A 26,705-nucleotide genomic window follows, 5' to 3' on the forward strand; every position below is an offset into this window, starting at 1 on the left:
GCCCATGGCGACGCCCCCACCGCCGCGCCCGCGCAGGAGCGGCCGCGAGATCCACACGCTGGACGAGTTCGACGCGTCGCTCGCCCGGCCCGGCGGCCTCGCCGGACTCCGCGTCCAGTCCGTCGACCTCACCGACCGCACCTTCGCGCTCCTCGCCTCCTCCACCGCCGCCACCGTCTTCCTCGGCTGCCCGATGGAGCCGGAGGCCGCCGCCAAGGTCCGGGCCGACGGCGCGCTGGTCTTCCCGCCCGTCCCCGACCTCCCCTTCGACCCGTACCGCAACCGGCTCTACACCCCGGACGAGCTGTACGAGGGCGTCACCGCCGGCGGCGGATACCCGGCCACCCCCGACGCCCTCTCCTACGCCTGGTTCGGCGCCACCCGCGCCGACGGCGACGTCTTCTCCTCCATGCTCCGCTCGATCCACGACGACGCCGTCGGCGACGCCCTCGACGAACACCTCGCCGGCCGTCGGGTCGTCGGCGTCATGGGCGGCCACGCGATGGGCCGGGGCACCGAGGCGTACGCCGGCGCGGCCCGCCTCGGCCGCTCCCTCGCCCGCGCCGGGTACACGGTGGCGACCGGCGGCGGCCCCGGCGCGATGGAGGCGGCGAACCTCGGCGCGTACACCGCCCCCTTCGACGACCCGGCGCTCGACGACGCCCTCGCCCTCCTCGCGAAGGCCCCCTCCTTCACCCCCTCGGTGACGGAGTGGGCCCGCGCGGCCTTCGGCGTCCGGGCGCAGCTGCCCGACGGCGGCGACTCGATCGGCATCCCCACCTGGTTCTACGGCCACGAACCGCCCAACGCCTTCGCCCGGCACATAGCCAAGTACTTCACCAACGCACTGCGCGAGGACGGCCTCCTTGCCCGCTCCGACGCCGGTGTCGTCTTCCTCCCCGGCGCCGCCGGCACCGTCCAGGAGATCTTCGACAACACCACCCCCAACTACTACGAGTCCCTCGGCGCCCCCACCCCCATGGTCCTCGTCGACCGCGCCCACTGGACCGACCGCCTCCCCGCCTGGCCCCTCCTGGAGACCCTCGCGACCGGCCGCCCGATGGCCGCCCGCATCGCCCTGGTCGACTCCGTCGACGAGGCCCCGGCGGCGCTGGCCCGGCTGGGAGCGTAGGTGGACCTCTTCGTGTGCGCGGACTGCGGGGCGGAGCTGTCGGTGCCGGTGGAGCGGGTGGCGCTGCCCCCGGAGACCCACGCCCGCGGCGGCCACGAACCCCTGCCGCCGCTCATGGAACCGGGCACCTACGCCGTCGACCCGGAACCCTGGCGCCGGCCGTGGCGCGCCTGGGAGGAGCTGAGCGCGGCGGAAACGGCCGCCGCCGGCGTGTACGCGCCGGTGTACCCCGTCCCGCTCGGCCCGCGGAACCACCTCGTGCTCGCCCCCGGCGACACGCGCGGCACCCGGCTGGTCCCCGAGCGGTGCGAGAACCACTGCCTGGGCATCGCGGCGGGCGCCGAGCCCCACCTGGAGTGCGTGGGCTGCGGGCGGGGCGTCGGCTTCCGGGAGGACGACTGCGGGCTCTGGCAGACGGTCTGGTACGCCCCCGGCGCCGTGGTCCGGCGCCCGCTGAAGGTCCCGGCGCCCGCTCCGCCCCCACCGGACCGGCCCTCCTACGACGGCTTCGACGGCCTGGCCCGATGGCAGGACCTGCGCCTCGCGGCGGCCGCCGGTGCCGCCCTGGCCCGGCTGCTCGCCGCGTCCGGGGGCGCGCCCCTCACCCTGCCCGCCGGTCCCGTCACCGCGCTCCTCGGCCGCGAGCCGGCCCGACTGCTCCCGGCCGGCCCGCCGGCCCGCCGCGTCGGCCTCGCGGGGCCGGGGCTCCCCGGGGACGGCGCCGACATCACCCTCGTACCGGCCGACCGCCGCACGGGAGGGCCACAGTCGCCCCGGCGGACCCCGGTGGGCCCGGGGCCCGACGGCGGCCGGACCCCCGCCGTCGTCCCGCTGCCCGCTCGCCTCTGGGCGCGCCTTGCGCTGCCCGTCGAGACCTCCCCGATGCCGCCCTCCGGCCGGCCGCCGGCCGGTGTGCTGCGCGACGACTACCCGCTGCCGGACCACCCCGGCCGGCTCCTCGGCCCGGACCGGCACGTCCTGCGCAGGACCCTCGCCCGACTGCCCGAGGTCCGGGAGCCGTGGCTCCGCGCGGTCTACGACCGGCTCTGACCCTCCGGGCCGTCCCCGTCCAGCACCACGACCTCCTCCGTCCGGAAGGCCACCGTCACCTCCGCGCCCTCCTCGGGCACCTCCCGCAGCGGGAGTTCCGCCTCCAGCGGGGGGCCGTCCGCCGGGCGGAGGACGACCGTGACGTGATGGCCCCGGAAGGTGCGGGACTCGACCCGGCAGGTGAGGCCCTCGTCCGTCACGAGGACGCCCGCCGGGCGGACCAGCAGCGTCCGCTCGCCCTGCGGGGAGCCGTCCGGGACCGGGATCCGGCCCCACGCCGTCTCCGCCACCGCCCCGGACACCGTCGCCGGGACGACGTTCTCGAAACCGAGGAAGCGGGCGACGAACTCCGTGCCCGGCCGCTGCCACACGTCCACCGGCGTGCCCGAGCGCACGATCCGCCCGTCCCGCATGACCACCACCCGGTCCGCGAGCGCGAAGGCCTCGCCCTGGTCGTGGGTGACGGCGAGGACCGTCGTGCCGAGCCGCCCGAAGAGCGCCCGCAGCTCCACGACGAGCCGCTCCCGCAAGCCCCGGTCCAGCTGCCCCAGCGGTTCGTCGAGCATCAGCAGCCGGGGCCTCGGCGCCAGCGCCCTCGCCAGCGCCACCCGCTGCTGCTCGCCCCCGGACAGCGCGGCGACCGACCGCCGCCCGGCGCCCGGCAGACCCACCAGGTCGAGCAGCTCCTCGACCCGCGCGGCCCGCTCCGCCTTCGGCACGCCGTGCATCCGGGGCCCGAAGGCGACGTTCCCGGCGACGTCCTTCTGCGGGAAGAGCTGGTGGTCCTGGAACATGAGGCCCACCCCGCGCCGGTGCGTCGGCACCCCCGCCTGGTCGGCGCCCGCGAGCAGCACCCGGCCGGCGTCGAGCGCCTGGAGCCCGGCGACCGCCCGCAGCAGCGTCGACTTGCCGGACCCGCTCGGCCCGAGGACGCACACGATCTCGTGTGCGGCGACCTCCAGGTCCACCGCGTCGAGGACCGCCCGCGCCCCGAACCGTACCGTCGCTCCGTCAAGGGTCAGCATCAGAACTCCCCGGTGGTCCGGTCGGTCCGCAGCCGTTCGAGCAGCAGCAGGGAGACCGCGCACACCACCATCAGAATCGTCGACAGGGCCATCGCCTGCCCGTAGTTGAGCTCGCCCGGCCGGCCGAGCAGCCGGGCCACCGCGACCGGCAGCGTCGGATTGTCGGGCCGCGCGATGAAGACGGTCGCCCCGAACTCGCCGAGCGAGACCGCGAAGGCGAACCCGGCCGCGATCAGCAGCGCCCGCCGCACCAGCGGCAGGTCCACCTCCCGCCAGGCCCGCCACGGCGAGGCCCCCAGCACCGCCGCCGCCTCCCGCAGCCGCTGGTCCACCGCCCGCAGCACCGGCAGCATCGTCCGGACCACGAACGGCACGCCGACCAGCGCCTGCGCGAGCGGTACGAGGATCCAGCTGGCCCGCAGGTCGAACGGCGGCTCGTCCAGCGTGATGAGGAACCCGAAGCCGACGGTCACCGCCGACACCCCGAGCGGCAGCATGAGCAGCGCGTCGAAGCCCCGCACCAGCCGGCCGGCGCGCCTGGTGAGCGCCGCCGCCGCGAGCCCGCCGATCACCACCGCGATGGCCGTGGCGGCGACCGCGTACCGCAGCGAGTTCCCGACCGCCTCCAGCGGCGGCACCAGGAACGTCCCGGCCTCGTCGAGCGAGCCGAGTGCCCGGTAGTAGCGGAGCCCGTACCCCTCCGGGGTGGCGAAGGAACGCTCCACCAGCACCCCGAGCGGCAGCAGGATCAGCACCGCGACCGAGGCGAGCACCCCGCCGAGCAGCGCCCACTGCCCGAAGCCGCGCGGCCGGCGCGCGGTCTGCTCCGGGGGGACGAGGCGCAGCGCGGTCTCCCGTCGCCGCACCGTCCGCGCGTGCACGGCGAGGATCACGCCCACCGCCACGAACTGCACCAGCGTCAGCACGGCCGCCGTCCGCAGGTCGAGCAGCCGGGCCGTCTGCCGGTAGATCTCCGCCTCCAGCGTCGTGTACGCGTCCCCGCCGAGGATCTGCACGACGCCGAAGGAGGTGAAGGTGAAGAGGAAGACCATCAGCGCCGCCGCCGACACCGCCGGCACCAGGGCCGGCAGCGTCACCGACCGCCACGCCGTCCAGCGGGACGCCCCGAGCACCCGGGCCGCCTCCTCCTGGCGCGGGTCGAGCTGCGCCCACAGCCCGCCGACGGTCCGGACGACGACCGCGTAGTTGAAGAAGACGTGCGCGAGGAGGATCGCCCACACCGTGGTGTCGAGCCGCAGCCCCCACAGCTCGTCGGTGAACCCGCCCCGCCCCACGAGCGCCAGGAACGCCGTGCCGACGAGCACCGTCGGCAGCACGAACGGCACGGTGACGACCGCCCGCAGCACGCCCTTCCCGGGGAAGTCGAAGCGGGCGAAGACGTACGCGCCCGGCAGCGCCACGAGCAGCGTGAGCCCGGTGGAGGCGGCCGCCTGCCAGACGGTGAAGACGAGCACGTCGAGGATGTCGGAGCGGCCCAGGGTCGCCCCGATCGCCCCGAGGTCCCAGGCGCCGTCGGGCCGCAGCCCGCGCTCGACGATCGACACGACGGGCCAGGCGAAGAACACCGCGAAGAACGCGACGGGCAGGGCCGTCAGGCCCAGCCGCGCCGCGCTCCCCTTCAGGTCACGCCTCACTTGAGGACGAGCGACGACCACTGCTGGATCCACGCCTCGCGCTGCGCGGCGATCTTCTCCGGCGCCACCGTCTCCGGCTTCTCGATCACCACGCCGTGCTTCGTGAACAGCTCCGGCAGGGCGGCGTCCTTCGCCACCGGGTTCACGAACATCTGGAGCGGCATGTCGTCCTGGAACGTCTTCGAGATCAGGAAGTCGATCAGCGCCTTGCCGCCCTCGGGGTTCTTCGCCCCGTGCAGCAGGCCCGCGAACTCGATCTGGCGGAAGCAGGTGCCGGTGGACACCCCGGTGGGGGCCTCCTTCGGCTGCGGCTGCGCGTACAGCACCTCGACCGGCGGGCTGGAGGCGTAGGAGACGACCAGCGGACGGTCGCCCTTGGCCTCCTTGCCGCCGGCCGAACCGGAGAACTCCTGGTTGTAGGCGAGCTCCCAGCTGTCGACGGTCTTCACGCCGTTCGCCTTCAGCTTCTTCCAGTAGTCCTGCCAGCCGGCGTCGCCGTACTTCGCGACCGTGCCGAGGAGGAAACCGAGGCCCGGGGAGGACCGCTCCGGGTTCTCCACCACGAGGAGGTCCTTGTACTCCGGCTTCAGCAGGTCGTCGAAGGACTGCGGCGGCGCCACCTTCTTGTCCGCGAAGTACTTCTTGTCGTAGTTGACGCAGATGTCGCCGGTGTCGATCGGCGTGACCCGCTTGTCGAGCTTGAAGGTGTCCGGGATCCGGTCGGCGCCCTTCGCCTCGTACGGCACGAAGATGCCGTTGTCGAGGGCGCGGGAGAGCAGCGTGTTGTCGACGCCGAAGAAGACGTCGCCCTGCGGGGAGCCCTTGGTCAGGATCTCCTTGTTGACGGCCTCGCCCGCGTCACCGGCCTTGAGGACCTTGACCGTGAATCCGGTCTGCTTCGTGAACTCGGCCAGCACCTCCTTGGAGGCGTTGAAGGAGTCGTGGCTGACCAGCGTCACGGTCTTCGGCGCGGGCTCCCCGGTCTTCCCCGCGGCGTCGCGGGCGGACTCGGTGGAGCAGGCGGCGAGGCCCGTGACGCCGAGCGCCGCGGCCAGCGCGACGGCGGCGGCCTTCTTGGTGTGCATGTGTATGTCCTCCTGGGTGGGACCAGAAGGAGACGCGGCCCTGCCCGCGGCCGGGGACCGGACGCGGGCAGGGCGCAACAGCTCGAGTTACGACCGAACTTCCTACCCGGAATGACCCGGGCGAGGTTCAGAGGGTCTGCGGTCTACGGTTACCGCACTCTCAGCGCTGTGGCGCTCCCCTGTCGGAATATGCAGGTGTGTTCGAGCACAGGGTACAAGGTCAGCGTTCGGAGGCGGCGAGCTGTCCACAGGCGCCGTCGATCTCCTGGCCCCGGGTGTCCCGGACGGTGACCGGCACGCCGTGGCGGGCGATGGCCTCGACGAAGGCCTTCTCGTCCTCCGGCCGGGAGGCGGTCCACTTCGAACCGGGCGTCGGGTTCAGCGGGATCAGGTTGACGTGCACCCGCTTGCCCTTGAGCAGCTTGCCCAGCAGGTCGCCCCGCCAGGCCTGGTCGTTGATGTCCCGGATGAGGGCGTACTCGATGGAGACCCGGCGGCCGGACTTCTCGGCGTACTCCCACGCCGCGTCCAGCACCTCCCGCACCTTCCAGCGGGTGTTCACCGGCACCAGCGTGTCCCGCAGCTCGTCGTCCGGGGCGTGCAGGGAGACCGCGAGCCGGCACTTGAAGCCCTCGTCGGCGAAGCGCAGCATCGCCGGCACCAGGCCCACGGTCGACACGGTGATCCCGCGCTGCGACAGGCCGAGGCCGTCGGGCTCGGGGTCGGTCAGCCGGCGGATGGCGCCGACGACGCGCTTGTAGTTGGCGAGCGGCTCACCCATCCCCATGAAGACGATGTTCGAGAGCCGCGCGGGCCCGCCGGGCACCTCGCCGTCGCGCAGCGCGCGCATGCCGTCGACGATCTGGTGCACGATCTCGGCGGTCGACAGGTTCCGGTCGAGGCCGGCCTGGCCGGTCGCGCAGAACGGGCAGTTCATGCCGCAGCCGGCCTGCGAGGAGATGCACATCGTCACCCGGTCCGGGTAGCGCATGAGCACCGACTCCACGAGCGTGCCGTCGTGCAGCCGCCACAGGGTCTTGCGGGTGGTGTCGTCGTCGCACGAGATGTGCCGCACCACCGACATCAGGTCGGGCAGCAGCTCGCCGGCCAGCTTCTCCCGCGAGGCGGCCGGGATGTCGGTCCACTCGGCGGGGTCGTGCGCGTACCGCGCGAAGTAGTGCGTCGACAGCTGCTTGGCGCGGAAGGGCTTCTCGCCGATCGCGGCGACGGCCTCCTTCCGCTCGGCGGGCGAGAGGTCGGCGAGGTGCCGCGGCGGCTTCTTGGCTCCGCGCGGGGCGACGAAAGTGAGTTCTCCGGGCAGCGGACGGGCCACGACGGCGTCTCTCCTCATACAGGCACGAGGTCGGACGTCCCGCGACGGCGGGGAGTGCGGCAGGGCGATGCCGGGGCGACCTCACTGGACCGTCCCCGCGGTGGCGAGGACGACGAAGGGCCCGGGCCGCAAGGCCCGAGCCCTTCCAGAGTACCCGCTGTCCGTCAACCCGTTCCGACGAAGAGCGCGAGGAGCAGCCACACCACCGGCGCCGTCGGCAGGAGCGAGTCCAGGCGGTCCATGATGCCGCCGTGCCCCGGGAGCAGCGTGCCCATGTCCTTGATGCCGAGGTCGCGCTTGATCATCGACTCGCCGAGGTCGCCGAGCGTCGCGCTCGCCGCCACCGCCAGGCCGAGGAGCAGACCCTGCCACCAGGTGCCGTCGTCGATCAGGAACTCCATGCACAGCGCGCCGGCCGCCATCGCGAAGGCCACCGCGCCGAACAGTCCCTCGCGGGTCTTGCCGGGGCTGATCCGCGGCGCCAGCTTGTGCTTGCCGAAGCGCCAGCCCACCGCGTAGGCCCCGGTGTCGCTGACCACCGTGAGCAGCAGGAAGGTCAGCACCCGCCACGGCCCGTCGTCGGCGGTGAGCAGCATCGCCACGAAGGTCGCCAGGAACGGCACGTAGAACGCGGCGAAGACGCCCGCCGTGACGTCCTTCAGATACCCCTCGGGGGGTTCCGTCATCCGCCAGACGAGCACCGCGAGCGCCGTCAGGGCCATCGCGACCCAGGCGCCCTCGGGGCCCCGCACGTAGCCGGCGACGACCATCGCCGCGCCGCCGACCGCGAGCGGCACCAGCGGCGCCTTGATCGCCTTGCGCTCCTGGAGCCGGGAGGTCAGCTCCCAGAGCCCGACGACCACGGCCACCGCGACGACGCCGACGAAGGCCGGCTTCCAGATGAACAGGGACGCGATGATCACGGCCCCGAGACCGACGCCGACCCCTATGGCCGCGCCCAGGTCCCGGCCCGCGCTCTTCTTCTGCCGGGGCGCGGGGGCCGCGGACGGCGGAGGAGGCGGGACGGGGCTGGGCATGGGCTCCTGCGGGTGCTCGTGCGGGGTCTCGTCACGGAAGAGGGGACCGCTCGGGTAAGCGGCCCCCCGTCCGTGTCCGTCCTGGAAACCGCCGGCGGGTACGTCGGGCACGATGGGCATGGGGCGAGTCTGCGCCGCCCGGTGCCGATCGTGGGCGGGACCCGCCGGGGCAGGCCCCTGGTCGGGTCCGCCGAGACCTGAACCGGCCGCCGGCGCCCCCCAGGATGAGTCGTTCATCAGACCTCGAGGAGCTCGGCTTCCTTGTGCTTCAGGAGCTCGTCCACCTGCGCCACGTACTTCGCGGTGGTGTCGTCGAGCTCCTTCTCCGCGCGGCGGCCCTCGTCCTCGCCGACCTCGCCGTCCTTGACGAACTTGTCGATGGTCTCCTTGGCCTTGCGGCGCACGGAGCGGATCGAGATCTTGGAGTCCTCGGCCTTGCCCTTGGCGACCTTGATGTAGTCGCGGCGGCGCTCTTCGGTGAGCTCCGGGAAGGTCACCCGGATGATGTTGCCGTCGTTGCTCGGGTTGACGCCGAGGTCCGAGTCGCGGATGGCCTGCTCGATGTTGCGCAGCGCGCTCTTGTCGAACGGGGTCACCACGGCCATGCGCGGCTCCGGCACCGAGAACGACGCCAGCTGGTTGATGGGCGTGAGGGCGCCGTAGTAGTCGGCCACGATCTTGTTGAACATCGCCGGGTGCGCACGGCCGGTGCGGATCGCGGCGAAGTCCTCCTTGGCGACCACGACCGCCTTCTCCATCTTCTCCTCGGCCTCGAGGAGGGTCTCTTCGATCACCACATGCTCCTGCGTGTCGTCGCGTTGTGTCGGTTGAGGGCGGGCCTGGGTCAGGCCCGGGTGCCCTGGTCGCTCACGAGTGTGCCGATCTTCTCACCCGTCACGGCGCGCGCGATATTGCCCTCGGCGAGCAGTTCGAAGACGAGGATCGGGAGCTTGTTGTCGCGGCACAGGGTGATGGCGGTGGCATCGGCGACCTTGAGGTCGCGGGTGATGACCTCGCTGTACTCCAGGGCGTCGAACTTGACCGCGGCCGGGTTGGTCCTCGGGTCGGAGTCGTAGACGCCGTCCACGCCGTTCTTCCCCATGAGGAGCGCTTCGGCGTCGATCTCCAGGGCCCGCTGGGCGGCGGTCGTGTCGGTGGAGAAGTACGGCATGCCCATGCCGGCGCCGAAGATGACCACGCGGCCCTTCTCCAGGTGGCGCACGGCGCGCAGCGGGATGTACGGCTCGGCGACCTGGCCCATGGTGATGGCGGTCTGGACGCGGGAGTCGATGCCCTCCTTCTCCAGGAAGTCCTGGAGGGCGAGGCAGTTCATCACGGTGCCGAGCATGCCCATGTAGTCGGAACGGGCCCGGTCCATGCCGCGCTGCTGGAGCTCGGCGCCGCGGAAGAAGTTGCCGCCGCCGATGACGATGGCGATCTGGGCGCCGTCGCGGACCACGGCCGCGATCTCACGCGCGATGGCGTGCACGACGTCCGGGTCGACACCGAGACCGGTACCGCCGGAGAAGGCTTCCCCGGACAGCTTCAGCATGTAGCGGCCGAGCTTCTTGCCGCTGTTGTCGTCGTGGCCCTGTTCGGCGCCCTGATTCATGGAGATCTCCTCGTACACATACGAAGAAGGCCATTGCCCTGGGTCCTCGTGGGTTTCCCGTACGGCAATGGCCTCCTCGTCACATCTGCGGTCGTCCCGCGCGGGGCGGGACGACTGTCTCAGACCCTACCCGGGTCCGGTGTCCGTCGCTTTCGCGTGGACGGACGGACTCAGATGCCGACCTTGATGCGGCTGAAGCGCTTCAGGGTGACACCGGCCTCGTCCAGGATCTGCTGGACGGACTTCTTGTTGTCCAGGGCGTACGGCTGGCCGAGCAGCGTGGCGTCCTTGAAGAAGCCGTTGACGCGACCCTCGACGATCTTGGCGATCGCGGCCTCGGGCTTGCCCTCGGCGCGGGTGGTCTCCTCGGCGATGCGGCGCTCGGACTCGACGACCTCGGCCGGGACGTCCTCACGGGTGAGGTACTTCGGCGCGAAGGCGGCGATGTGCTGCGCGACACCCTTGGCGACCTCGGCGTTCTCCTTGTCGAACTCGACGAGGACACCGATCTGCGGCGGGAGGTCGGGCATGGTGCGGTGCATGTACGCGGAGACGTAACCGTCGGCGTAGGCCGCGAAGCGGTCGAGGACGATCTTCTCGCCGAGGTTGGCGTTGGCCTCGTCCACGAAGGCCTGCACGGTCTTGCCGGCCTCGATCTCGGAGGCGAGCAGCGCCTCGATGTCGGCCGGCTTGGTGGCGGCGACGTGGGCGGCGAGGGCGTCGGCGACGGCGAGGAACTTGTCACCCTTGGCGACGAAGTCCGTCTCGCACTTCAGCTCGACGATGACGCCGGAGGTGTTGTCGTCGGCGATGAGGGAGACCACGGCGCCGTTCTCGGCGGAGCGGCCCTCACGCTTGGCGACACCCTTCTGGCCCTTGATGCGCAGGGCCTCTACGGCCTTGTCGACATCGCCGTCGGCCTCTTCGAGGGCCTTCTTGCAGTCCATCATGCCGGCGCCGGTGAGCTCACGGAGCTTCTTGACGTCAGCGGCGGTGTAGTTCGCCATGAGTCTGTTTCTCTCTCGAAGTCAGAAAGATCTACGAAGATCTACGGCGGGACGGCGGGGGCTTTCTGAGCCCCCGCCGTCACCTCCGCGGTGTTCCGGGGTGCGGAAGGTCAGCCCTGCTCGGCGGCGGGAGCCTCGGCGGCGGGCGCCTCGGCCTCGGCCTCGGCCTCGACGGCCTTCTCGGTCTCGGCGGAGGACTGGACCTCGGCGGCCTCGTCCTTCTTCTCGCCCTCGAGCAGGTCGCGCTCCCACTCGGCGAGCGGCTCGCCGGCGGCCTTCTCGCCCGGCTTCGAGTCACCGGTCGCGGCACCGGAACGGGCGATGAGGCCCTCGGCGACGGCGTCGGCGATCACGCGGGTGAGCAGGGTGACGGAGCGGATCGCGTCGTCGTTGCCCGGGATCTTGTAGTCGACCTCGTCGGGGTCACAGTTGGTGTCGAGGATCGCGACGACCGGGATGTTGAGCTTGCGAGCCTCGCCGACGGCGATGTGCTCCTTCTTGGTGTCGACGATCCAGACGGCGCTCGGCACCTTCTGCATCTCGCGGATACCACCGAGGGTCTTCTCCAGCTTGGCCTTCTCGCGCGAGAGGACCAGGAGCTCCTTCTTGGTGAGACCCGAGGCCGCGACGTCCTCGAAGTCGATCTGCTCGAGCTCCTTGAGGCGCTGCAGACGCTTGTAGACGGTCGAGAAGTTGGTGAGCATGCCGCCCAGCCAGCGCTGGTTGACGTAGGGCATGCCGACGCGCGTCGCCTGCTCGGCGATGGCCTCCTGGGCCTGCTTCTTCGTACCGACGAACATCACGGAGCCACCGTGCGCGACGGTCTCCTTGACGAACTCGAAGGCGCGGTCGATGTACGACAGCGACTGGAGCAGGTCGATGATGTAGATGCCGTTGCGCTCGGTGAAGATGAAACGCTTCATCTTCGGGTTCCAGCGACGGGTCTGGTGACCGAAGTGGACGCCGCTCTCCAGCAGCTCCCGCATCGTGACGACGGCCATGGCCGTATCTCCTTGGGTTTCTCGGTTGTGTTCCTGACGCCCCGGCGCGCCGTGCCACGAAGGACCGAAAGGCGCTGCCACCGTGCTCTCGGAGCGGAGTGGCGGGGCGTGCGAAGTCGACCCGGTGACCCGGGTCGCCATAGGAAGTGTACGGGACCCCGGGAGCGCCGGGTGACGGCGCTGTCCACAGGCCGCCCCCTGTCCACAGAAATCGCCCGCGACCGGCACGAACCGCCCGGGCCGGAAACGCTCTCCCCATGCAGCTCACCACGGTCTTCCTCGCCCTGGCCCTCCTCTGGCCGGTGGCCCCGCCGCACATCCTGCGCGGCTGGCACCCGCCACCGGGCCCCTACGCCGCCGGCCACCGCGGCGTCGACCTCGCCGCACCCCCCGGCACGCGCGTCCTGGCGCCCGCCGCCGGCACCGTCACCTTCGCCGGCCGGGTGGCCGGCCGCGGCGTCGTCACCCTCACCCTGGCCGGCACGGGCACTCCCCCGCTCCGCACCACGTTCTCCCCGGTCACGCCCCTGACCGCCACCGGGACCCGGGTCACCCCGGGCACCCCGATCGCCGAAGCGGCTCCCGGCACGCACTGCGCCGCCCCGTGCCTCCACTGGGGCCTGCTCCGCGGCGACACCTATCTGGACCCCCTCCTCCTGGCACCCCGCCCCAGGTCACGCCTGCTGCCGGTCGCCGGACAGCGGGAGGGAGGCCCGTCGGTTCAGGCGGTGGGGCCGGTGACGCCGTGGAGGGCCATGGTGACGGCCGCGTCGGCGATCACCGTGGGGTCCTCGGCGGCGCCGAGTTCGATGCGGCGGACGGCGGCGTCGACGACGCCCTGGAGGAGCATGGCGCCGAGGCGGGGTTCGGGGACGCCCAGGGCGGCGAGGGCGTCGACGACCATGGCGACGAGGCCGCCGTGCGCGGCGCGGATCTTCTCGCGGGCGCCGTCGTCGAGCTCACCGGCGGAGATGGCGACGACGGCACGGTGGCGACGGTCGCCGACGAGTTCCAGCTGCTTGCGGACGTAGGCGGCGACCTTGTCCCCGGGGGCGTCGACGCCGGCCATGGCGAGTTCGACCTCGGCGGCCCAGACGGGGAAGTCGACCGCGCACAGTTCCTCGACGACGGCGGCGCGGGAGCGGAAGTACTCGTAGACCGACGAGCGGGCGAGGCCGGTGCGCTCGGCGAGCGCGGGGAAGGTCAGCGCCTCCGTCCCGCCCTCGGACAGCAGGGAACGCGCGGCGTCCAGGAGGGCGCCGCGCTGCATGGTCCGGTGCTCGGCCACCGAGGCCGCTCGAATCCTGGGCACGGCTCCACTGTACGACCGGTGCGGCGCGGTCAGCGTCCCACGTCGGCCAGCTTGGCGCGGAGCTGCAGGACGGACTTGGTGTGGATCTGGCTGACGCGGCTCTCGGTGACGCCGAGCACGTTGCCGATCTCGGCGAGGGTCAGGCCCTCGTAGTAGTACAGGGTGACGACGGTCTTCTCGCGCTCGGGGAGCGTGTTGATGGCACGGGCGAGCAGCCGGCGCAGCTCGCGGTCCTCGGCGACCTCGACGGGGTTGTCGGCGGCCGTGTCCTCCAGGGTGTCCATGAGGGAGAGCCGGTCGCCGCCTTCGCCGCCGACGTGCAGCAGCTCTTCGAGGGCGACGACGTTGGCGAGGGACAACTGGCTGAAGACGGCGTGGAGTTCCTCCAGCTGGATGCCGAGCTCGGCGGCGACCTCGCTCTCGCTGGGGGTGCGGCGGAGCTGGGCCTCCAGGGTGGCGTAGGCACGCTCGACGTTGCGGGCCTTCTGGCGCACGGAGCGGGGGATCCAGTCGAGCGCGCGCAGTTCGTCGATCATCGCGCCGCGGATGCGGGTGATGGCGTAGGTCTCGAACTTGATGGCGCGCTCGACGTCGAACTTCTCGATGGCGTCGATGAGGCCGAACACCCCGGAGGAGACGAAGTCCGCCTGTTCGACGTTGGACGGCAGGCCGACGCTGACGCGTCCGGCGACGTATTTGACGAGCGGCGAGTAGTGCAGGATCAGCTGCTCCCGCAGCCGCTCGTCGCCGGTGGACTTGTACGAGCGCCACAGCTCGTCGAGCGAGGTCGGCGCGGCCGGCCGCACGGTGCCCCGGGCTGCTGGGGGCACCGCAGCGCGGTCAGACCCGGAGGTGTGCTGGGGCATGCGTTGCCTTGAGCCGTTCTGCTGTCGGGTGCGTCGGTCTGGGTGTCCTGTGGGGAATCCTGGTGAGCGTAGCGTGAGTGCGGTGTCGCGGTGAGCGAACAGGAGCGGATGGCGCCGGTCCGGGGTGCCGTGGTCGGCCACATCTTCGAACCGGGGCCGTGGCGCGCGTCGGCCCCGGTGGTGCGGCCGAGAGGGCTCGGTTGTTCATCGGCTTCACCTTTTCACCCGAATGCTCCAGGTCAAGGATCGCCTCGCCGCGCGTTCGACACCGGCTTGCCGGTGTTCGTCAACCTCCATCCGTCGCCGTCCCGCTCGGCGTGACCGAGGGCGTGCAGTTCGTACAGCCGGGCGAGGGCCTCGTCGGGGGTGGTGCCGGCACGACGGGCGATCTCGGTGGCGGGGGCGGGCGGATGGACGGGGAGGGCTTCGAGGACCTGGGCGGTCGCGGGGGCGAGGAGGTCGCGGGGCAGGACGGGGCCGCGCCGGGCGGGGGCGAGGTCGCCGATGGCGCCGACGAGTTCGACGATCTCGTCGGCGTCGGTGACGAGGGTGGCGCCGCCGCGCAGCAGCTCGTGGACCCCGGCGGAGAGGGCGCTGGTGACCGGGCCGGGGACGCCCATGGTGTGGCGGCCGAGGCGGATGGCGGCGCGGGCGGTGGCGAGGGAGCCGCTGCGGTGCCGGGCCTCGACGACGACGGTGCCGCGGGTGAGGGCGGCGATGACGCGGTTGCGGAGGACGAAGCGGCTCGGTGTGGGGTGGCTGCCGGGTGGGAGTTCGCCGATGAGGAGGCCCTGGCCGGCGATCCGGTCGAGGAGCCCGCTGTGGCCGCGCGGGTAGGGGGTGTCGACGCCGCTGGCGAGGACGGCCGCGGTGGCTCCGCCGGCGGCGAGTGCGCCGCGGTGGGCGGCGCCGTCGATGCCGTAGGCGGCGCCGGAGACGACGACCCAGCCGTGGCGGCTGAGTCCGGCGGCGAGGTCGGCGGCGGTGTGGGCGCCGTACGGGGTGCAGGCGCGGGCGCCGACGAGGGCGACGGAGCGCAGGGCCCAGGTGCGCAGGGAGGCGGGGCCGCGGGTCCACAGGCCGAGGGGGCGGGCGTCGCCGAGGTCGTCGAGCTGGGTGGGCCAGTCGGGGTCGCCGGGGACGAGGAAGCGGCCGCCGAGCCGGGTGATGTGGTCGAGGTCGGCTTCGGGCGAGGTGGTGCGGGCGCGGTGGCGCCAGCCGGCCGCACGGCGGGCGCCGGTGCCGGGGATCGGGGGCTCCCGGGGGTCGCGGAGGAGGGTGAGGAGGCCGTCGGGGCCGTGGCCGCGCAGGGCGCGGCCGGCCTGTTCGTCGCCGGGTTCGACGATGCGGGTGAGGGCGGCGCGGGCGAGGCGTTCGGTGTCCGGGGCAGGCGGCGTCACGGGCGGTCTCCGGTGGTGAGGGGGACGCCTCGGGTGATGCCCGTGCGCAGTTCGAGGGCGTGGGCGAGGTCGCCGGGATCGGGGCGGTCGTGTCCGGCGAGGTCGGCGACGGTCCAGGCGACGCGGAGGACGCGGTCGAGGCCGCGGGCGGTGAGGAGGCCGCGTTCCATGTCCCGTTCGGCGTGGGCGAGGGCGCCGGGGGCGGCGAGGTAGCGGGTGCGGAGTTCGTGGCCGGGGATCTCGCTGTTGAGGGTCCACGGGGTGCCGGTGAGCCGGGCGGTGGCGCGGGCGCGGGCCTCGTGGACGCGGGCGGCGACGGCGGCGGTGGGTTCGCCCCCGGCGCCCCGGCCGAGGAGGTCGGAACGGGTGACGGGTTCGGCCTCGACCCGGAGGTCGACGCGGTCGAGGAGGGGGCCGGAGAGGCGGGCCTGGTAGCGGCGGATCACGGAGGGCGGGCACTCGCAGCCGGCGCCCTGGAGCGTGTGGCGGCCGCAGGGGCAGGGGTTGGCGGCGAGGGCGAGGAGGAAGCGGGCGGGGAGGCGGACGACGCCGGCGGCGCGGGCGATGACGACGTGTCCGGATTCGAGGGGCTGGCGGAGGGCGTCGAGGGCTTTGGTGGAGAACTCGGGGGCCTCGTCCATGAAGAGGACGCCCCGGTGCGCGAGGGAGACGGCGCCGGGCCTGGGGATGCCGTTCCCGCCGCCGACGAGGGACTGCATGGTGGCGGAGTGGTGCGGTGCGCAGTAGGGGGCGCGGCGGACGAGGGGTTCGCCGGGCGGGAGGATGCCGGCGACGGAGTGGACGGCGGTGACTTCGAGGGATTCCTGGCGGGTGAGGGGCGGGAGGATGCCGGGGAGCCGTTCGGCGAGCATGGTCTTGCCGGCGCCGGGTGGTCCGGTGAGGAGCAGGTGGTGGCCGCCGGCGGCGGCGATCTCCAGGGCGCGGCGGGCGGTGTGCTGGCCGGCGACGTCGGCGAGGTCGGGCCCTTCGCCCGGGTCGGCGGCCAGACCGGTGCCGGTGCCGGCGCCGGGGACGAGGAGTCCGGCGAGCATGGCGTCGGGCCGGCCGGCCTCGGCGGGGTCCTCGTCGGGGACGGGTTCGCCGGCGAGGACGGCGATGAGCTGGCGCAGGGTGCGGACGCCGAGGACGGAGACGCCGGGGACGAGGGCGGCCTCTCCGGCGGTCTGCTCGGGGACGACGACCTGGTGGTAGCCGGCGTCGGCGGCGGCGAGGACGGCCGGGAGGATGCCGCGGACGGGTCGGACGCGTCCGTCGAGGCCGAGTTCGCCGATGAGGACGAGATCGGCGATGGAGCGGGGGTCGATGCGCTCGGCCGCCCCGAGCACGGCGGCGGCCACGGCGAGATCGAAGCCGCTGCCGGATTTCGGGACCGACGCGGGGCTGAGGCCGACCGTGAGCTTCTTCTGGGGCCATTCGGCGCCGGAGTTGACGACGGAGGCGCGGACGCGGTCGCGGCTCTCGCTGAGGCTCTTGTCGGGGAGGCCGACCAGGGTGAAGGCGGCGACGCCGGATTCGAGGTCGGCCTGGACCTCGACGACGACGCCCTCGACGCCGACGAGGGCGACGGAGCAGGTGCGGGCGAAGCCCATCTCAGGCCACCCCCCGGGCGTGGGTGAGGACGGGGGCGCCGCGGCGGGGCAGGACGATGCCGACGAGGTCGACGCGGACGCCGCCGGCGGGCGGCGGGGTGCCGGTGTGGTCGAGCCAGCAGGCGGCGAGGTGCCGGAGCCGGGCCGCCTTGTCGGGGGTGACGGCGGCCATGGGGTGTTCGAAGTCGCCGATGCGGCGGGTCTTGACCTCGCAGATGACGAGGGTGTCGCCGTCGCGGGCGACGATGTCGATCTCTCCCGCGCGGCCGTAGCGCCAGTTGCGGGCGAGGATGCGCAGGCCGGTCTCGGTGAGCCGGCGGGCCGCCAGCTCTTCTCCGTACCGTCCGAGTGCTTGGGTCGCGTTCATGGGACCACCTCCGTCACCGACTGTGACGGAGGTGGTCCTGGGCGTGTGCGGGGCTGTGGACGAGTGGGCGGTCCCGGGGAACCGCGTCACTCACACGGGTGAGGCGAGCGGAGTTCAGCTGCCGGGCAGTTCGAGGTCGCTCTTGTTGAGTTCCTCGATGTTGACGTCCTTGAAGGTGAGGACGCGGACCTGCTTGACGAACCTGGCCGGCCGGTACATGTCCCAGACCCAGGCGTCGGCCATGCTGACCTCGAAGAAGACCTCGCCCTGGACCGAGTGCACCTGCATCTCGTAGTCGTTGGTGAGGTAGAAGCGCCGCTCGGTCTCGATCACGTATTTGAACAGCCCGACGACGTCGCGGTACTCCCGGTAGAGCTTCAGCTCCATCTCGGTCTCGTACTTCTCGAGGTCCTCGGCGCTCATGGCATGTTCCCCTTCAGCCGTGCGTCCCCCTATTGTGCGCCAGCCGGGCCGTGCCCCTACACGATTTCCGGGGCGAGGACGACGGGCGTGCTCGGGGGTCCCTCGTCGAGCAGCGTGCGCAGCAGCTCGGCGAGCCTGATGGGGTACACGGTCTCATGTGCCGCCGACAGTTCGGCGGAGGTCCACCATCTCAGGCCGGAGAGACTGCGCGTCTCCAGCTCGGTGAGGGCCTGGGGGCCGGGCACGGGGCCGGTGTGACGGGTGCGGGCGAGGTAGTACCGCTCGTCCTGGTCCCAGCGGCGGCCGGCGAAGGGGAAGGAGCAGCGCCGCAGCCAGAGGACGGGGCCGAGTTCGACGTCGGTGAGACCGGTCTCCTCGGCGAGCTCGCGCAGGGCGGCCTGCGCGTGGGTCTCGTCGCCTTCGAGGCCGCCGCCGGGCGTGAACCACCAGGTGTCGCCGGGGTCGTCGGGTTCGTGTCCGTGCATGAGCAGCACGCGGTCGTCGGGGTCGAGCAGGATCACCCGCGCGACCTGCCGCACCTCGCGCCCGGCCTCGCCCGTACCGCCCGGGCCCTCCGTCATGCCTTCACCTTCTCGCGCGCTCCCTTGCCCCGCCCGCCCATCCGGTCGGCCACCGGGCCGTAGGCGGCGCCGCCCAGGATCAGGGCGGCACCGACGCCGACGGCGGTGAGGAGGAGGGCGACGGGGCCGGGGGTCGAGACGCCGCCGGGCAGGGCGGCGAAGGCCGCCGGGCGTTCGACGAGGCCGCCGACGGAGAGCGGCCAGACCACGGAGTCGACGCGGGCGACGACGGCGGAGCGGGGCACCGAGCCCTGGGCCGCGTCGTCCAGGTGGCTGCGGGAGTCGAGCGAGATGGTGCGGTCGTCGCCGAGGAGGAAGAGGCTGCCCTCGGGGACGGTGGCGCTGAACTCCTCGGGGACGACCCCGCCGGGGCCGCCCGACTGGGCGCCCAGGTACGGCTCGTCGATCGGGGTGCCGTTGACGGTGAGCCGGCCGTCGGTGCCGCAGCAGGCGACGGTGTCGCCGCCGATGCCGACGACCCGCTTGACCATGGTCGCGCCGCCCCACAGCGGGTCTTCGAAGACGACGACGTCACCGCGTCGCACCTCGGCGCCGTCGACGCGCTGGGCGAGGACCTTGGCGCCGGTCTCCAGGGTGGGGGCCATGGAGCCGGTGGGCACCGAGTACGGCCGGTAGAGCACGGCTCCCGCGGCGAGGCCGCCGAGGAAGAGCAGACAGCCGACGGCCACGGCGAGTCCCGACAGCACGCTGCCGAGACGGCCGCGGCCGTCGGTCTTCTTGTTCGCTGCGCCCATGTGCACCCCAGAGGTCCGTCGACGATCTGGGACGGCACCCTACCCGCGCGAAGCTACTCGGCGGTATGGCGCGTGGAGCGCTTCCTGCGGCGCCAGAGCACCAGCGGGAGCGCTCCGGCGAGGCCGGCCGCCGCCGGGGCCATGGCCGGCGCGGCGGCAGCGGCCTGGTCGAGTCCGGGCTGGTCGAAGACGTCCGGGACCGGCAGGGTCGCCCAGCGGGTGAGGGGCCAGGCGACGACGACGGCCCGGCCGACGACCTGGTCGTCGGCGATGGTGCCGCCGCCCGGGAGCTCCTGGTGGAAGCGGGAGTCGAGCGAGTTCTGCCGGTTGTCGCCCATGACCCAGATGCGGTTCTCGGGGACCTTGATCGGGCCGAAGGAGTCCTGGCAGGGCACGGAGCCGGGGTAGAGGTAGGCGGTCTCGTCGAGTTCCTTGCCGTTGAGGACGACCTTGCCGCCCTCCTTGCAGGAGACGGTGTCGCCGCCGACCGCGATGACCCGCTTGATGAGGTCCTTCTCCTCGGCGGACGGCATGAGGCCGATGAAGCTGAGGAACTTCTGGATCGCGTTCGGCTTGGGGGTCTCCGCGGTCTCCAGCCAGCCGCCCGGGTCGTGGAAGACGACGACCTCGCCGCGCTCGGGCTCGGAGCCGAACCACGGCGTCAGCTTGTCGACGAGGACCCGGTCGCCCTTCTTCAGGGTGTTCATCATCGATTCCGAGGGAATCGAGAACGCCTGCACCAGGAAGGTCTTGATCAGCAGGGCGAGGATCAGCGCGATGCCGATGAGGAGCGGCAGCTCCTTCCAGAAGGACCGCTGCTTCCTGGGCCGCGCCCCCGTCCCCTCGGCACCGTCGGTGCCCTCGGCCCCGTCGCCGTGCTCCGGCCGGTCGTCGCCGGACGGCGACGTCCCGCCGCCGCTGTTGTTCTCTTCCGTCACGTTCTCACCTCTGGCCCCGTCGGCCCTGTCCTCGGGCCCGTCGTGTCCGGAACGTGCGCCGACGGCCACTTCCCCCACATCCACTCCTCACTCCGTGCAACTGCCCGTCCCGGAACAGGGACAGGCCCGCCACTCCCATAACGAGCAGGAGTTCCGCAGGGGTCGGCGGCCAGGGCATTCCGTTCACGTTCCGCGTGGACACACTATGCGACATGCCGAGCGCGGTCCCGGAGGTCGTACGTCCGTCCGGCACGGCGGCGAAGGTCTCCCGCTCCTCCAGGCCGCGCCAGTGTCCGAGCGGCCAGGCGATCACCACGGCGCGGCCCACGACCTGCTCCTCGGCGATGGTGCCCCGGCCGGGCTCGTCGAGGTGGTAGCGCGAGTCGGCGGAGTCGGAGCGGTGGTCGCCGAGGACGAAGACGCGGCCCTCGGGGACCTTCACGTCGAAGGGGATCGTGGACGGCTTGTCCCCGGGGTTGAGGTACGGCTCGTCCAGCGGCACGCCGTTGACGGTGATCCGGCCGTCCTTGCCGCAGCAGCGGACGGTGTCGCCGCCGACCGCGATCACCCGCTTGATGAGGTCCCGGTCGTCGGCCGAGGGCATCAGTCCGATGAAGGTCAGCGCCTGCTTGAGCTGCTTGATCCCGACGGGGTCCTCGGCGGCGGGGGCGGTCTCCTGGTGGAGCCAGCTGCCGGGGTCCTTGAAGACGACGACGTCCCCGCGCTGCGGCTTCGAGCCGAACCACGGGGTGAGCTTGTCGACCAGGACCCGGTCGTGGATCCGGATCGTCTGCTCCATGGAGCCGGACGGGATGACGAAGGCCTGGACGAGGAAGGTCTTGAGGACGAGCGCGATCAGCACGGCGACGCCGACGAGGATGGGGATCTCGCGGATCGCGGAGCGCCGGCGGCGGCGCTGGACCCGGCGGGCCAGCCGGCGGCGTTCGGCGCGGCCGGGCGGCGCCGTCGGCGCCTCCTCCGGCCCGGTGCCCGCCCGCGGCCGGCCGCGGCTACCCATGCCCGCTCCCCCGCGCGCTCCCCTGACCGCCGTCCTGCCCGCTCCCCGGTGCGCTCTCCCGCCCGCTCCCCGGTGCGCTCTCCCGCCCGCTCCCCCACCCGCTCTCCCGCGGCCCGAAGGGGTGCCCGCCGGCGGGCGGCGCCGGTACGGAGTCGTACGCGTCGGTCTCGGGCACGGTGGTCCAGCGGCCGAAGGGCCAGACGATCCAGTCGGCGCGGCCGACGACCTTGTCGACGGGGACCACGCCGCCGCCGGGGCTGCCGAGGTGGTCGCGGGAGTCGCTGGACTGGCTGCGGTGGTCGCCCATCACCCAGAGGGTGCCCGGGGGCACGACGATGTCGAAGGGGACGTCGGAGGGCCGGTCGCCGGGCGTGAGGTACGGCTCCTGGACGCGGCCGCCGTTGACGGTGATCCGGCCGTCCTCGTCGCAGCAGACGACCCGGTCGCCGCCGACGCCGACGACCCGCTTCACGAAGTCGGTCTCGTCGGGCGCCGCGAGCCCGAGGGCGGCCGCCGCGTCGTGCAGCAGACCCGTGACGGGGTTGCCCGCCGGCTCCTCCCGGACGAAGGATCCGGTGCCGTCGAAGACCACGACGTCACCGCGGCGCGGCTCATTGCCGAAACGGTACGCCAGTTTGTTGACCAGGATCCGGTCCCCGACCTGGAGGGTGGGTTCCATGGAGCCGCTGGGGATCAGGAACGGCTGGGCGACGAAGTGGCTGAGCAGCAGCAGGAAGACCACACAGGCGGCGCCGACCAGCCCCGTCCTGCGCCAGGAGGGTCCGGCGCGGCCGGAAACGCGCACGGAGCGCGACCCGTCCTCCGACGCGGGATCCACTGGGGATTCCGCCGGGGAGGAGGGGTCGCGCTCCGTGTGCTGTGCTTCGGTGTCCATCGGGGGGTGAGCCTATCCGGCCCGCCTGTACGTGGAGTGTGAAGCCTCGCGCGAGCGGTGAGCCGAAGCTCAGTTGTCGCGCTTCTCCTTGATCTTGGCGGCCTTGCCGCGCAGCTCACGGAGGTAGTAGAGCTTGGCGCGACGGACGTCACCGCGGGTGACGAGCTCGATCTTCTCGAAGATCGGGCTGTTCACCGGGAAGGTGCGCTCGACGCCGACGGAGAAGGAGACCTTGCGGACGGTGAAGGTCTCGGAGACGCCGGAGCCCTGGCGGCGGATGACGACGCCCTTGAACTGCTGGATACGCGAGCGGTTGCCCTCGATGACGCGCACGTGGACGTTCACGGTGTCGCCGGGACGGAAGGCGGGCAGGTCGGAGCGGAGCGAAGCCGCGTTCACCTGGTCGAGCAGGGAGGCCATGGAGGTCTCTTTCCTCGCCGATGCCACAGGCCATCAGCGGTGACGTACGAATCATGGGGATGCCGTCCTGTCGAGTGGCGGGCGGCTCCCCCTGTGGCAGGGGCGCGCGCCGGACGGACGGCAGTCGCCTATTCTTCCACGCCCTCGACCCTGCGCCAAAATCGGCCGCCGGGCTCGGGGGCCCAGCCGAGGATCGAGAGGGTCTCGCGGTCCTTCTTGTCGAAGGCGGAGGGGTCGCAGCGCTCGATGAGGTCGGGCCGGTTGGCGGCGGTGCGCCGGAAGGCCTCGTCGCGGCGCCAGCGGGCGATCTTGCCATGGTGGCCGCTGACCAGCACCTCGGGGATGGCGTGACCGCGCCACTCCGGGGGCTTGGTGTAGACGGGGCCTTCGAGGAGGTTGGCCATGGCGCCGGGGGCGAAGGAGTCGTCGCGGTGCGACTCGGCGTTGCCGAGGACCCCGGGGAGCAGCCGGGCGACGGCCTCGGTGATCACCAGGACGGCGGCCTCGCCGCCGGCGAGCACGTAGTCGCCGATGGAGACCTCGTAGACGGGCATGCGGGTGGCGTACTCGTCCATGACGCGGCGGTCGATGCCCTCGTAGCGGGCCGGGGTGAAGATCAGCCAGGGCCGCTCGGAGAGCTCGACGGCGAGTTCCTGGGTGAAGGGGCGGCCGCTGGGCGTGGGGACGACGATGACGGGGCCGTGGGCGCCGGCGTCGTAGCCGTCGGCGAGCGTCTGGTCGAGGGCCTCGCCCCAGGGCTCGGTCTTCATGACCATGCCGGGGCCGCCGCCGTACGGGGTGTCGTCGACGGTGTTGTGCCGGTCGTGGGTCCACTGCCGCAGGTCGTGGACGTGGACGTCGAGCTGTCCACGCGCGCGTGCCTTGCCGACGAGGGAGACGTTCAGCGGTTCGAGGTACTCGGGGAAGATCGTGACGACGTCGAGCCTCATGCCTGATCGCCCTCTTCGCCCTCTTCGGCGTCGTCGGCGTCGTCGGCGTCGTCGGCGTCGTCGGCGTCGCGGGCGGAGGCGATCTCGGCGCGGTCGTCGATGAGGCCGGGCGGCGGGTCGATGACGGCCCGCTGGTTCTCCAGGTCGATCTCGGTGACGATCTGCTCGACGAAGGGGATCATCAGCTCGGTCCCGTCGGGCCGCTCGACGATGAACAGGTCCTGCGAGGGCAGGTGGGAGATCTCGGTGATGGCGCCGATGACGGTGCCGTCGGCGAGGACCACGTCGAGGTCGACGAGCTGGTGGTCGTAGTACTCGTCCTCCTCCTCGGGGAGTTCCGCCGGGTCGACCTCGGCGATGAGGAGGGTGTTGCGGAGCGCCTCGGCGGCGTTGCGGTCGCGGACGCCCTCGAAGCGGAGCAGCAGCCGGCCGCTGTGCACCTTGCCGGACTCGATGGTCAGCGGACCGGCGGAGGCCGGGTCGGTGAGCAGGACGGCGCCGGGGCCGAGCCGCAGTTCGGGCTCGTCGGTGCGCACCTCCACGGTGACATCGCCCCTGATCCCGTGGGCGCGGCCGATCCGCGCGACTACCAACTGCACTGGTGAACTCTTCCTGTCGTACGGCAACGGGCCGGGGTGGGCGGTCTGCCCTCCCCGGCCCGTGCCGGTGTCAAACTTTCAGCGGACCTGGTCCACGTCGACGAGGTCGACGCGGATGCCACGACCGCCGATGGCGCCCACGACGGTGCGCAGCGCACGCGCGGTGCGGCCGTTGCGGCCGATCACCTTGCCGAGGTCGTCGGGGTGGACCCGGACCTCCAGCACGCGGCCGCGACGCAGGTTGCGCGAGGCGACCTGCACGTCGTCGGGGTTGTCGACGATGCCCTTCACGAGGTGCTCGAGAGCCTCCTCGAGCATGATCAGGCCTCGGTGGTGGACTCGGCCTCGGCCTCGTCCGCCTTCGCCTTCTTGGCCTTCGGGGTGATGGCCTCACCCTTGTCCTCGGCACCCTCGAGAGCCTTGGCGAACTCGTCGAAGGAAGCGCGCTTCTCTTCCTTGGTCGCCGGGGCGAGCAGCGGCTTCTCCGGGGCGGGAAGGCCCTTGTGCTTCTGCCAGTCGCCGGTGAGCTTCAGGATGGCGAGGACGGGCTCGGTCGGCTGGGCGCCGACGGAGAGCCAGTACTGCGCACGCTCGGAGTCGACCTCGATACGCGACGGGTTGTACGTCGGGTGGTAGAGGCCGATCTCCTCGATCGCGCGGCCGTCACGGCGGGTGCGCGAGTCGGCGACGACGATGCGGTAGTGCGGCTGGCGAATCTTGCCGAGGCGCTTGAGCTTGATCTTGACTGCCACTGGAGTGGTGTCTCCTGGTCTTGACGTGGTTGGGCACTTGAGATGCCACGTGGGGTTGCGGTACTCGGGTGCCCGATGGACGCGTCAGCCGGAGGAGAGAGGGGTCCTGTGCGACTGTCGAGTACAGCTGTCCATTGTGCCACACGCCGCCGCACCGCTCGCCGCCAGGTCAGCCGACGGCGCCGACCGTCTCGGGGATCCGGAACGGCTTGCCGCAGCCTCCGCAGACGATCGGGGCCTGGGCCAGCACCGAGGGCACCACGCGCACGTTGCGCCCGCAGTCGCAGACGGCCTTGACGCGGACGCCGCCGCCCGAGGAGCCGTGCCGGGCGGCCGGTCCGCGGAAGGAGCGCTTGGTGTCGGCGGCGGTGGCGACGGTGTGGGCCTTGAGCGCGCGCTGCAGCCGCTCGATGGTGGGCCGGTACCGGCGCTTCGCCTCGGGGTTGAGCGTGACCAGGGAGAAGCCGCTGCTGGCGTGCGGCTCCTCGGGATGGTCGAGGCCCATCTCCTCGGCGATCGCCAGGAATCTGCGGTTGTGGTAGCGGCCGGCGCGGGAGGTGTCGCGGACACCCCGGGCGGCGGCGATGCCGTGGACTGCCTCGTGGAGCAGTCGCTCGAAGGAGAGCTCGGCGCCACAGGCGGACGAGGACTCTCCGATCAGGGACTCGGGCGCGGCGAGGTCCGGCAGCTCGGGGTGGTGCCGCTGAATGTCGGCCCACGCCTGCGCCAGCTCTGCGGCGAGGACAGGTGGTGTCGTGCTCACGTCGGGTACAACGAGCTGGATCCCCTCCGGGTTCCATTCCGGGGCAACTCAAATATTTTGCACGTACCCGTCAGTCGGTACCCAGGCGTCCACAGCTGGTGCACAGGGCGCATACGCCCCGGCGCGCGGTCACCTCACGCACGCCCGGCCCTTGCGGGAGGGGACCTTACCGGGTCGGTGCCCGACTTCGGGCACCGACCCCCGGCTTCGCCGTCGCCCTCGCGGGGTGTGTGGCCCGAACTCGCCCCCGGTCGTCCGGCCCGAGCACTGGACGCCGGGCGCGAAGCGCAGTTCCCTGACTACGGGGGGCTGTCGTCCGGCACGGATTGGGGCCTGATCCATGACACCTACGCTCGTCCCGCACCACCCCGCGCGCGATTGGGCCGAGATCCAGGAACGGATGCTCGTCCCGCTCTACGAGGCGGTCCACGAACGCCTCGGCGTGGGCCCGGGCACCCGCCTGCTCGGCCTGGACTGCGGGACCGGTCTGGCGCTGCTGATGGCGGCGGCCCGGGGCGCCCTGGCCGCCGGGGCGGAGGCGGACCACGCGCGCGTGGAACTGGCCAGAACCCGTCTGCCCGACTCCGTGGCGGTCACCTCCGGCGTCCCGGAGGACGGCCCGTACGACGTGATCACCGCCTTCCACGCGGCCGACCGGACCGCCTTCGTGCCGGACGGGCTCACCCGGGCGGCGCAACGCGGCACGGCGGTGGTGCTGGCCGGCTGGGGGCCGCCGGAGCGGTGCGCGACGGAGCCGCTGCTGCGGCTCGCGGACCGGCTGGCGGACCGGCGCCCCTCCCCCCGTACCGACCTGGGGGCGCTCGCCGTCCGGGCCGGGCTGCGGCCGGTGGGCGACGGCCGGGTCGCCTGTCCCTTCGGGTACGCGGACGAGGCCAGCGCCGTGCGCGGGCTGCTCTCCACCGGGGCCTTCGACGCGGCGGTGCGGGCCTCCGACCCCTCCCGGGTGGAGAAGGAGATCGAGGAGGCCCTGGCGCCCTACCGGCGTGCCGACGGCACGGTGTGGATGCCGAACGTCTTCCGGTACGTCATCGCGCGCGTGCCCTAGGCCGTCTCTTCCGGATCGCGCGCGTGCCCCGGCCGCCCCGGGAGGCGGTGCGG

29 protein-coding genes, 1 pseudogene and 1 riboswitch are annotated in these 26,705 nt (G+C 72.7%); of the genes and pseudogenes, 4 read left to right on the top strand and 26 right to left on the bottom strand.

The features are described 5' to 3' along the window. Window positions 1-4 precede the first annotated feature (4 nt). Together AB0E19_RS14030 and AB0E19_RS14035 are read left to right on the top strand one after the other, a co-directional pair. Window positions 5-1,132 carry a Rossmann fold nucleotide-binding protein gene (locus tag AB0E19_RS14030; RefSeq protein ID WP_362178311.1) on the top strand — a complete coding sequence of 376 codons (1,128 nt, stop codon included), beginning with the start codon at window positions 5-7 and terminating at the stop codon, window positions 1,130-1,132. After that, window positions 1,133-2,182, top strand: coding sequence for a hypothetical protein (locus AB0E19_RS14035; RefSeq protein ID WP_362178314.1), 1,050 nt, complete (start codon window positions 1,133-1,135; stop codon window positions 2,180-2,182). It abuts the gene before it with no gap. On the opposite strand, the gene AB0E19_RS14040 is transcribed toward AB0E19_RS14035, so the two are convergent. The 9 genes from AB0E19_RS14040 to rpsB all read right to left on the bottom strand — a co-directional run bounded on the left by AB0E19_RS14040 (window position 2,167) and on the right by rpsB (window position 11,937). Continuing rightward, the gene (locus tag AB0E19_RS14040; RefSeq protein WP_362178317.1) at window positions 2,167-3,207 is read right to left on the bottom strand and encodes an ABC transporter ATP-binding protein; all 1,041 of its coding nucleotides are present in this window, start codon (window positions 3,205-3,207) and stop codon (window positions 2,167-2,169) included. The two genes, AB0E19_RS14035 and AB0E19_RS14040, sit on opposite strands and share 16 nt — an antisense overlap. Further along, window positions 3,207-4,862, bottom strand: a complete 1,656-nt coding sequence (locus tag AB0E19_RS14045; protein ID WP_362178320.1) for an iron ABC transporter permease — start codon at window positions 4,860-4,862, stop codon at window positions 3,207-3,209. Before AB0E19_RS14045 ends, AB0E19_RS14040 begins: the two co-directional genes overlap by 1 nt. Then, entirely contained in the window at window positions 4,859-5,947 is a 1,089-nt protein-coding gene (locus AB0E19_RS14050) for a thiamine ABC transporter substrate-binding protein (protein ID WP_362178323.1), read from the bottom strand. Before AB0E19_RS14050 ends, AB0E19_RS14045 begins: the two co-directional genes overlap by 4 nt. An 81-nt stretch (window positions 5,948-6,028) precedes the next feature. Next, window positions 6,029-6,138, bottom strand: a riboswitch (TPP riboswitch). A gap of 29 nt (window positions 6,139-6,167) precedes the next feature. Then, complete coding sequence (gene rlmN, locus AB0E19_RS14055; protein ID WP_360601713.1) at window positions 6,168-7,298, bottom strand: 23S rRNA (adenine(2503)-C(2))-methyltransferase RlmN; 1,131 nt, start codon at window positions 7,296-7,298, stop codon at window positions 6,168-6,170. 146 nt (window positions 7,299-7,444) lie between these two features. Beyond that, on the bottom strand, window positions 7,445-8,554 hold the full coding sequence (locus AB0E19_RS14060; RefSeq protein ID WP_362178327.1) for a phosphatidate cytidylyltransferase: 1,110 nt from the start codon (window positions 8,552-8,554) through the stop codon (window positions 7,445-7,447). Next, window positions 8,554-9,111 (bottom strand): ribosome recycling factor, encoded by a 558-nt coding sequence (frr, locus tag AB0E19_RS14065; protein ID WP_043226950.1) that lies wholly within the window; start codon window positions 9,109-9,111, stop codon window positions 8,554-8,556. Before frr ends, AB0E19_RS14060 begins: the two co-directional genes overlap by 1 nt. 50 nt (window positions 9,112-9,161) lie before the next feature. Further along, window positions 9,162-9,929, bottom strand: a complete 768-nt coding sequence (pyrH, locus tag AB0E19_RS14070) for a UMP kinase (RefSeq protein ID WP_189949804.1) — start codon at window positions 9,927-9,929, stop codon at window positions 9,162-9,164. 170 nt (window positions 9,930-10,099) lie between these two features. Then, window positions 10,100-10,936 carry a translation elongation factor Ts gene (gene tsf, locus AB0E19_RS14075; protein WP_169094465.1) on the bottom strand — a complete coding sequence of 279 codons (837 nt, stop codon included), beginning with the start codon at window positions 10,934-10,936 and terminating at the stop codon, window positions 10,100-10,102. Window positions 10,937-11,046: 110 nt separating this feature from the next. Continuing rightward, entirely contained in the window at window positions 11,047-11,937 is an 891-nt protein-coding gene (gene rpsB, locus AB0E19_RS14080) for a 30S ribosomal protein S2 (RefSeq protein ID WP_362178332.1), read from the bottom strand. A 257-nt stretch (window positions 11,938-12,194) separates the two neighbouring features. Between rpsB and AB0E19_RS14085 the strand changes: the two are divergent. Next, a pseudogene (locus tag AB0E19_RS14085) lies at window positions 12,195-12,575 on the top strand (M23 family metallopeptidase); the annotation flags it as partial. An 83-nt stretch (window positions 12,576-12,658) separates the two neighbouring features. Here AB0E19_RS14085 and AB0E19_RS14090 read toward each other — a convergent pair. From AB0E19_RS14090 to AB0E19_RS14170, 17 genes are all read right to left on the bottom strand, one after another. Then, window positions 12,659-13,225 carry a helix-turn-helix domain-containing protein gene (locus tag AB0E19_RS14090; RefSeq protein ID WP_362178735.1) on the bottom strand — a complete coding sequence of 189 codons (567 nt, stop codon included), beginning with the start codon at window positions 13,223-13,225 and terminating at the stop codon, window positions 12,659-12,661. A 53-nt stretch (window positions 13,226-13,278) separates the two neighbouring features. Continuing rightward, window positions 13,279-14,115: an RNA polymerase sigma factor WhiG gene (gene whiG, locus AB0E19_RS14095; RefSeq protein WP_169094468.1), complete on the bottom strand. Its 837-nt coding sequence runs from the start codon at window positions 14,113-14,115 to the stop codon at window positions 13,279-13,281. 239 nt (window positions 14,116-14,354) lie between these two features. Further along, on the bottom strand, window positions 14,355-15,515 hold the full coding sequence (gene dprA, locus AB0E19_RS14100; protein ID WP_362178336.1) for a DNA-processing protein DprA: 1,161 nt from the start codon (window positions 15,513-15,515) through the stop codon (window positions 14,355-14,357). Beyond that, a complete protein-coding gene (locus tag AB0E19_RS14105; protein ID WP_362178339.1) occupies window positions 15,512-17,125 on the bottom strand; it encodes a YifB family Mg chelatase-like AAA ATPase in 1,614 nt (537 codons plus the stop codon). Before AB0E19_RS14105 ends, dprA begins: the two co-directional genes overlap by 4 nt. A 1-nt stretch (window position 17,126) precedes the next feature. Further along, entirely contained in the window at window positions 17,127-17,492 is a 366-nt protein-coding gene (locus AB0E19_RS14110) for a YraN family protein (RefSeq protein WP_362178342.1), read from the bottom strand. Between the two features lie 114 nt (window positions 17,493-17,606). Then, the gene (locus tag AB0E19_RS14115) at window positions 17,607-17,915 is read right to left on the bottom strand and encodes a DUF2469 domain-containing protein (RefSeq protein ID WP_005311352.1); all 309 of its coding nucleotides are present in this window, start codon (window positions 17,913-17,915) and stop codon (window positions 17,607-17,609) included. A 56-nt stretch (window positions 17,916-17,971) separates the two neighbouring features. Next, window positions 17,972-18,496 carry an NUDIX hydrolase gene (locus AB0E19_RS14120; RefSeq protein ID WP_362178345.1) on the bottom strand — a complete coding sequence of 175 codons (525 nt, stop codon included), beginning with the start codon at window positions 18,494-18,496 and terminating at the stop codon, window positions 17,972-17,974. After that, the gene (gene lepB / locus AB0E19_RS14125; protein ID WP_362178348.1) at window positions 18,493-19,251 is read right to left on the bottom strand and encodes a signal peptidase I; all 759 of its coding nucleotides are present in this window, start codon (window positions 19,249-19,251) and stop codon (window positions 18,493-18,495) included. The genes AB0E19_RS14120 and lepB (AB0E19_RS14125) overlap by 4 nt, the downstream gene beginning before the upstream one ends. Window positions 19,252-19,304: 53 nt before the next feature. Then, complete coding sequence (gene lepB, locus AB0E19_RS14130) at window positions 19,305-20,258, bottom strand: signal peptidase I (RefSeq protein ID WP_362178738.1); 954 nt, start codon at window positions 20,256-20,258, stop codon at window positions 19,305-19,307. Beyond that, window positions 20,194-21,207: a signal peptidase I gene (gene lepB, locus AB0E19_RS14135; RefSeq protein ID WP_362178350.1), complete on the bottom strand. Its 1,014-nt coding sequence runs from the start codon at window positions 21,205-21,207 to the stop codon at window positions 20,194-20,196. Before lepB (AB0E19_RS14135) ends, lepB (AB0E19_RS14130) begins: the two co-directional genes overlap by 65 nt. After that, window positions 21,200-22,102 carry a signal peptidase I gene (gene lepB, locus AB0E19_RS14140; protein ID WP_362178352.1) on the bottom strand — a complete coding sequence of 301 codons (903 nt, stop codon included), beginning with the start codon at window positions 22,100-22,102 and terminating at the stop codon, window positions 21,200-21,202. Before lepB (AB0E19_RS14140) ends, lepB (AB0E19_RS14135) begins: the two co-directional genes overlap by 8 nt. Before the next feature lie 69 nt (window positions 22,103-22,171). Beyond that, on the bottom strand, window positions 22,172-22,522 hold the full coding sequence (gene rplS, locus AB0E19_RS14145) for a 50S ribosomal protein L19 (protein WP_030496989.1): 351 nt from the start codon (window positions 22,520-22,522) through the stop codon (window positions 22,172-22,174). A 128-nt stretch (window positions 22,523-22,650) separates the two neighbouring features. Beyond that, window positions 22,651-23,472, bottom strand: a complete 822-nt coding sequence (gene trmD, locus AB0E19_RS14150) for a tRNA (guanosine(37)-N1)-methyltransferase TrmD (protein WP_360601738.1) — start codon at window positions 23,470-23,472, stop codon at window positions 22,651-22,653. After that, entirely contained in the window at window positions 23,469-24,071 is a 603-nt protein-coding gene (gene rimM, locus AB0E19_RS14155) for a ribosome maturation factor RimM (protein ID WP_362178358.1), read from the bottom strand. The genes trmD and rimM overlap by 4 nt, the downstream gene beginning before the upstream one ends. A 78-nt stretch (window positions 24,072-24,149) precedes the next feature. After that, window positions 24,150-24,389 carry an RNA-binding protein gene (locus tag AB0E19_RS14160; protein ID WP_005311361.1) on the bottom strand — a complete coding sequence of 80 codons (240 nt, stop codon included), beginning with the start codon at window positions 24,387-24,389 and terminating at the stop codon, window positions 24,150-24,152. Window positions 24,390-24,391: 2 nt separating this feature from the next. After that, entirely contained in the window at window positions 24,392-24,823 is a 432-nt protein-coding gene (gene rpsP, locus AB0E19_RS14165) for a 30S ribosomal protein S16 (protein ID WP_030496986.1), read from the bottom strand. 169 nt (window positions 24,824-24,992) lie between these two features. Beyond that, window positions 24,993-25,586, bottom strand: a complete 594-nt coding sequence (locus AB0E19_RS14170) for a hypothetical protein (protein ID WP_360601742.1) — start codon at window positions 25,584-25,586, stop codon at window positions 24,993-24,995. Between the two features lie 340 nt (window positions 25,587-25,926). On the opposite strand from AB0E19_RS14170, the gene AB0E19_RS14175 reads away from it, so the two are divergent. Then, entirely contained in the window at window positions 25,927-26,652 is a 726-nt protein-coding gene (locus AB0E19_RS14175) for a methyltransferase type 11 (protein ID WP_362178362.1), read from the top strand. The last annotated feature ends 53 nt before the right edge of the window (window positions 26,653-26,705 follow it).

The organism is Streptomyces sp. NPDC047974, from assembly GCF_040653375.1.
In the GTDB taxonomy this organism is placed as follows: domain Bacteria; phylum Actinomycetota; class Actinomycetes; order Streptomycetales; family Streptomycetaceae; genus Streptomyces.

Excerpts from the sequence above, each read along its gene's own strand:
- AB0E19_RS14030 (WP_362178311.1), top strand. The coding sequence starts at position 5 with ATGGCGACGCCCCCACCGCCGCGCCCGCGCAGGAGCGGCCGCGAGATC.
- AB0E19_RS14040 (WP_362178317.1), bottom strand. The coding sequence starts at position 3,207 with ATGCTGACCCTTGACGGAGCGACGGTACGGTTCGGGGCGCGGGCGGTC.
- AB0E19_RS14050 (WP_362178323.1), bottom strand. The coding sequence starts at position 5,947 with ATGCACACCAAGAAGGCCGCCGCCGTCGCGCTGGCCGCGGCGCTCGGC.
- rlmN (WP_360601713.1), bottom strand. The coding sequence starts at position 7,298 with ATGAGGAGAGACGCCGTCGTGGCCCGTCCGCTGCCCGGAGAACTCACT.
- AB0E19_RS14060 (WP_362178327.1), bottom strand. The coding sequence starts at position 8,554 with ATGAACGACTCATCCTGGGGGGCGCCGGCGGCCGGTTCAGGTCTCGGC.
- pyrH (WP_189949804.1), bottom strand. The coding sequence starts at position 9,929 with ATGAATCAGGGCGCCGAACAGGGCCACGACGACAACAGCGGCAAGAAG.
- tsf (WP_169094465.1), bottom strand. The coding sequence starts at position 10,936 with ATGGCGAACTACACCGCCGCTGACGTCAAGAAGCTCCGTGAGCTCACC.
- rpsB (WP_362178332.1), bottom strand. The coding sequence starts at position 11,937 with ATGGCCGTCGTCACGATGCGGGAGCTGCTGGAGAGCGGCGTCCACTTC.
- whiG (WP_169094468.1), bottom strand. The coding sequence starts at position 14,115 with ATGCCCCAGCACACCTCCGGGTCTGACCGCGCTGCGGTGCCCCCAGCA.
- AB0E19_RS14105 (WP_362178339.1), bottom strand. The coding sequence starts at position 17,125 with ATGGGCTTCGCCCGCACCTGCTCCGTCGCCCTCGTCGGCGTCGAGGGC.
- AB0E19_RS14110 (WP_362178342.1), bottom strand. The coding sequence starts at position 17,492 with ATGAACGCGACCCAAGCACTCGGACGGTACGGAGAAGAGCTGGCGGCC.
- AB0E19_RS14115 (WP_005311352.1), bottom strand. The coding sequence starts at position 17,915 with ATGAGCGCCGAGGACCTCGAGAAGTACGAGACCGAGATGGAGCTGAAG.
- AB0E19_RS14120 (WP_362178345.1), bottom strand. The coding sequence starts at position 18,496 with ATGACGGAGGGCCCGGGCGGTACGGGCGAGGCCGGGCGCGAGGTGCGG.
- lepB (WP_362178348.1), bottom strand. The coding sequence starts at position 19,251 with ATGGGCGCAGCGAACAAGAAGACCGACGGCCGCGGCCGTCTCGGCAGC.
- lepB (WP_362178350.1), bottom strand. The coding sequence starts at position 21,207 with ATGGGTAGCCGCGGCCGGCCGCGGGCGGGCACCGGGCCGGAGGAGGCG.
- lepB (WP_362178352.1), bottom strand. The coding sequence starts at position 22,102 with ATGGACACCGAAGCACAGCACACGGAGCGCGACCCCTCCTCCCCGGCG.
- rplS (WP_030496989.1), bottom strand. The coding sequence starts at position 22,522 with ATGGCCTCCCTGCTCGACCAGGTGAACGCGGCTTCGCTCCGCTCCGAC.
- trmD (WP_360601738.1), bottom strand. The coding sequence starts at position 23,472 with ATGAGGCTCGACGTCGTCACGATCTTCCCCGAGTACCTCGAACCGCTG.
- AB0E19_RS14160 (WP_005311361.1), bottom strand. The coding sequence starts at position 24,389 with ATGCTCGAGGAGGCTCTCGAGCACCTCGTGAAGGGCATCGTCGACAAC.
- AB0E19_RS14175 (WP_362178362.1), top strand. The coding sequence starts at position 25,927 with ATGACACCTACGCTCGTCCCGCACCACCCCGCGCGCGATTGGGCCGAG.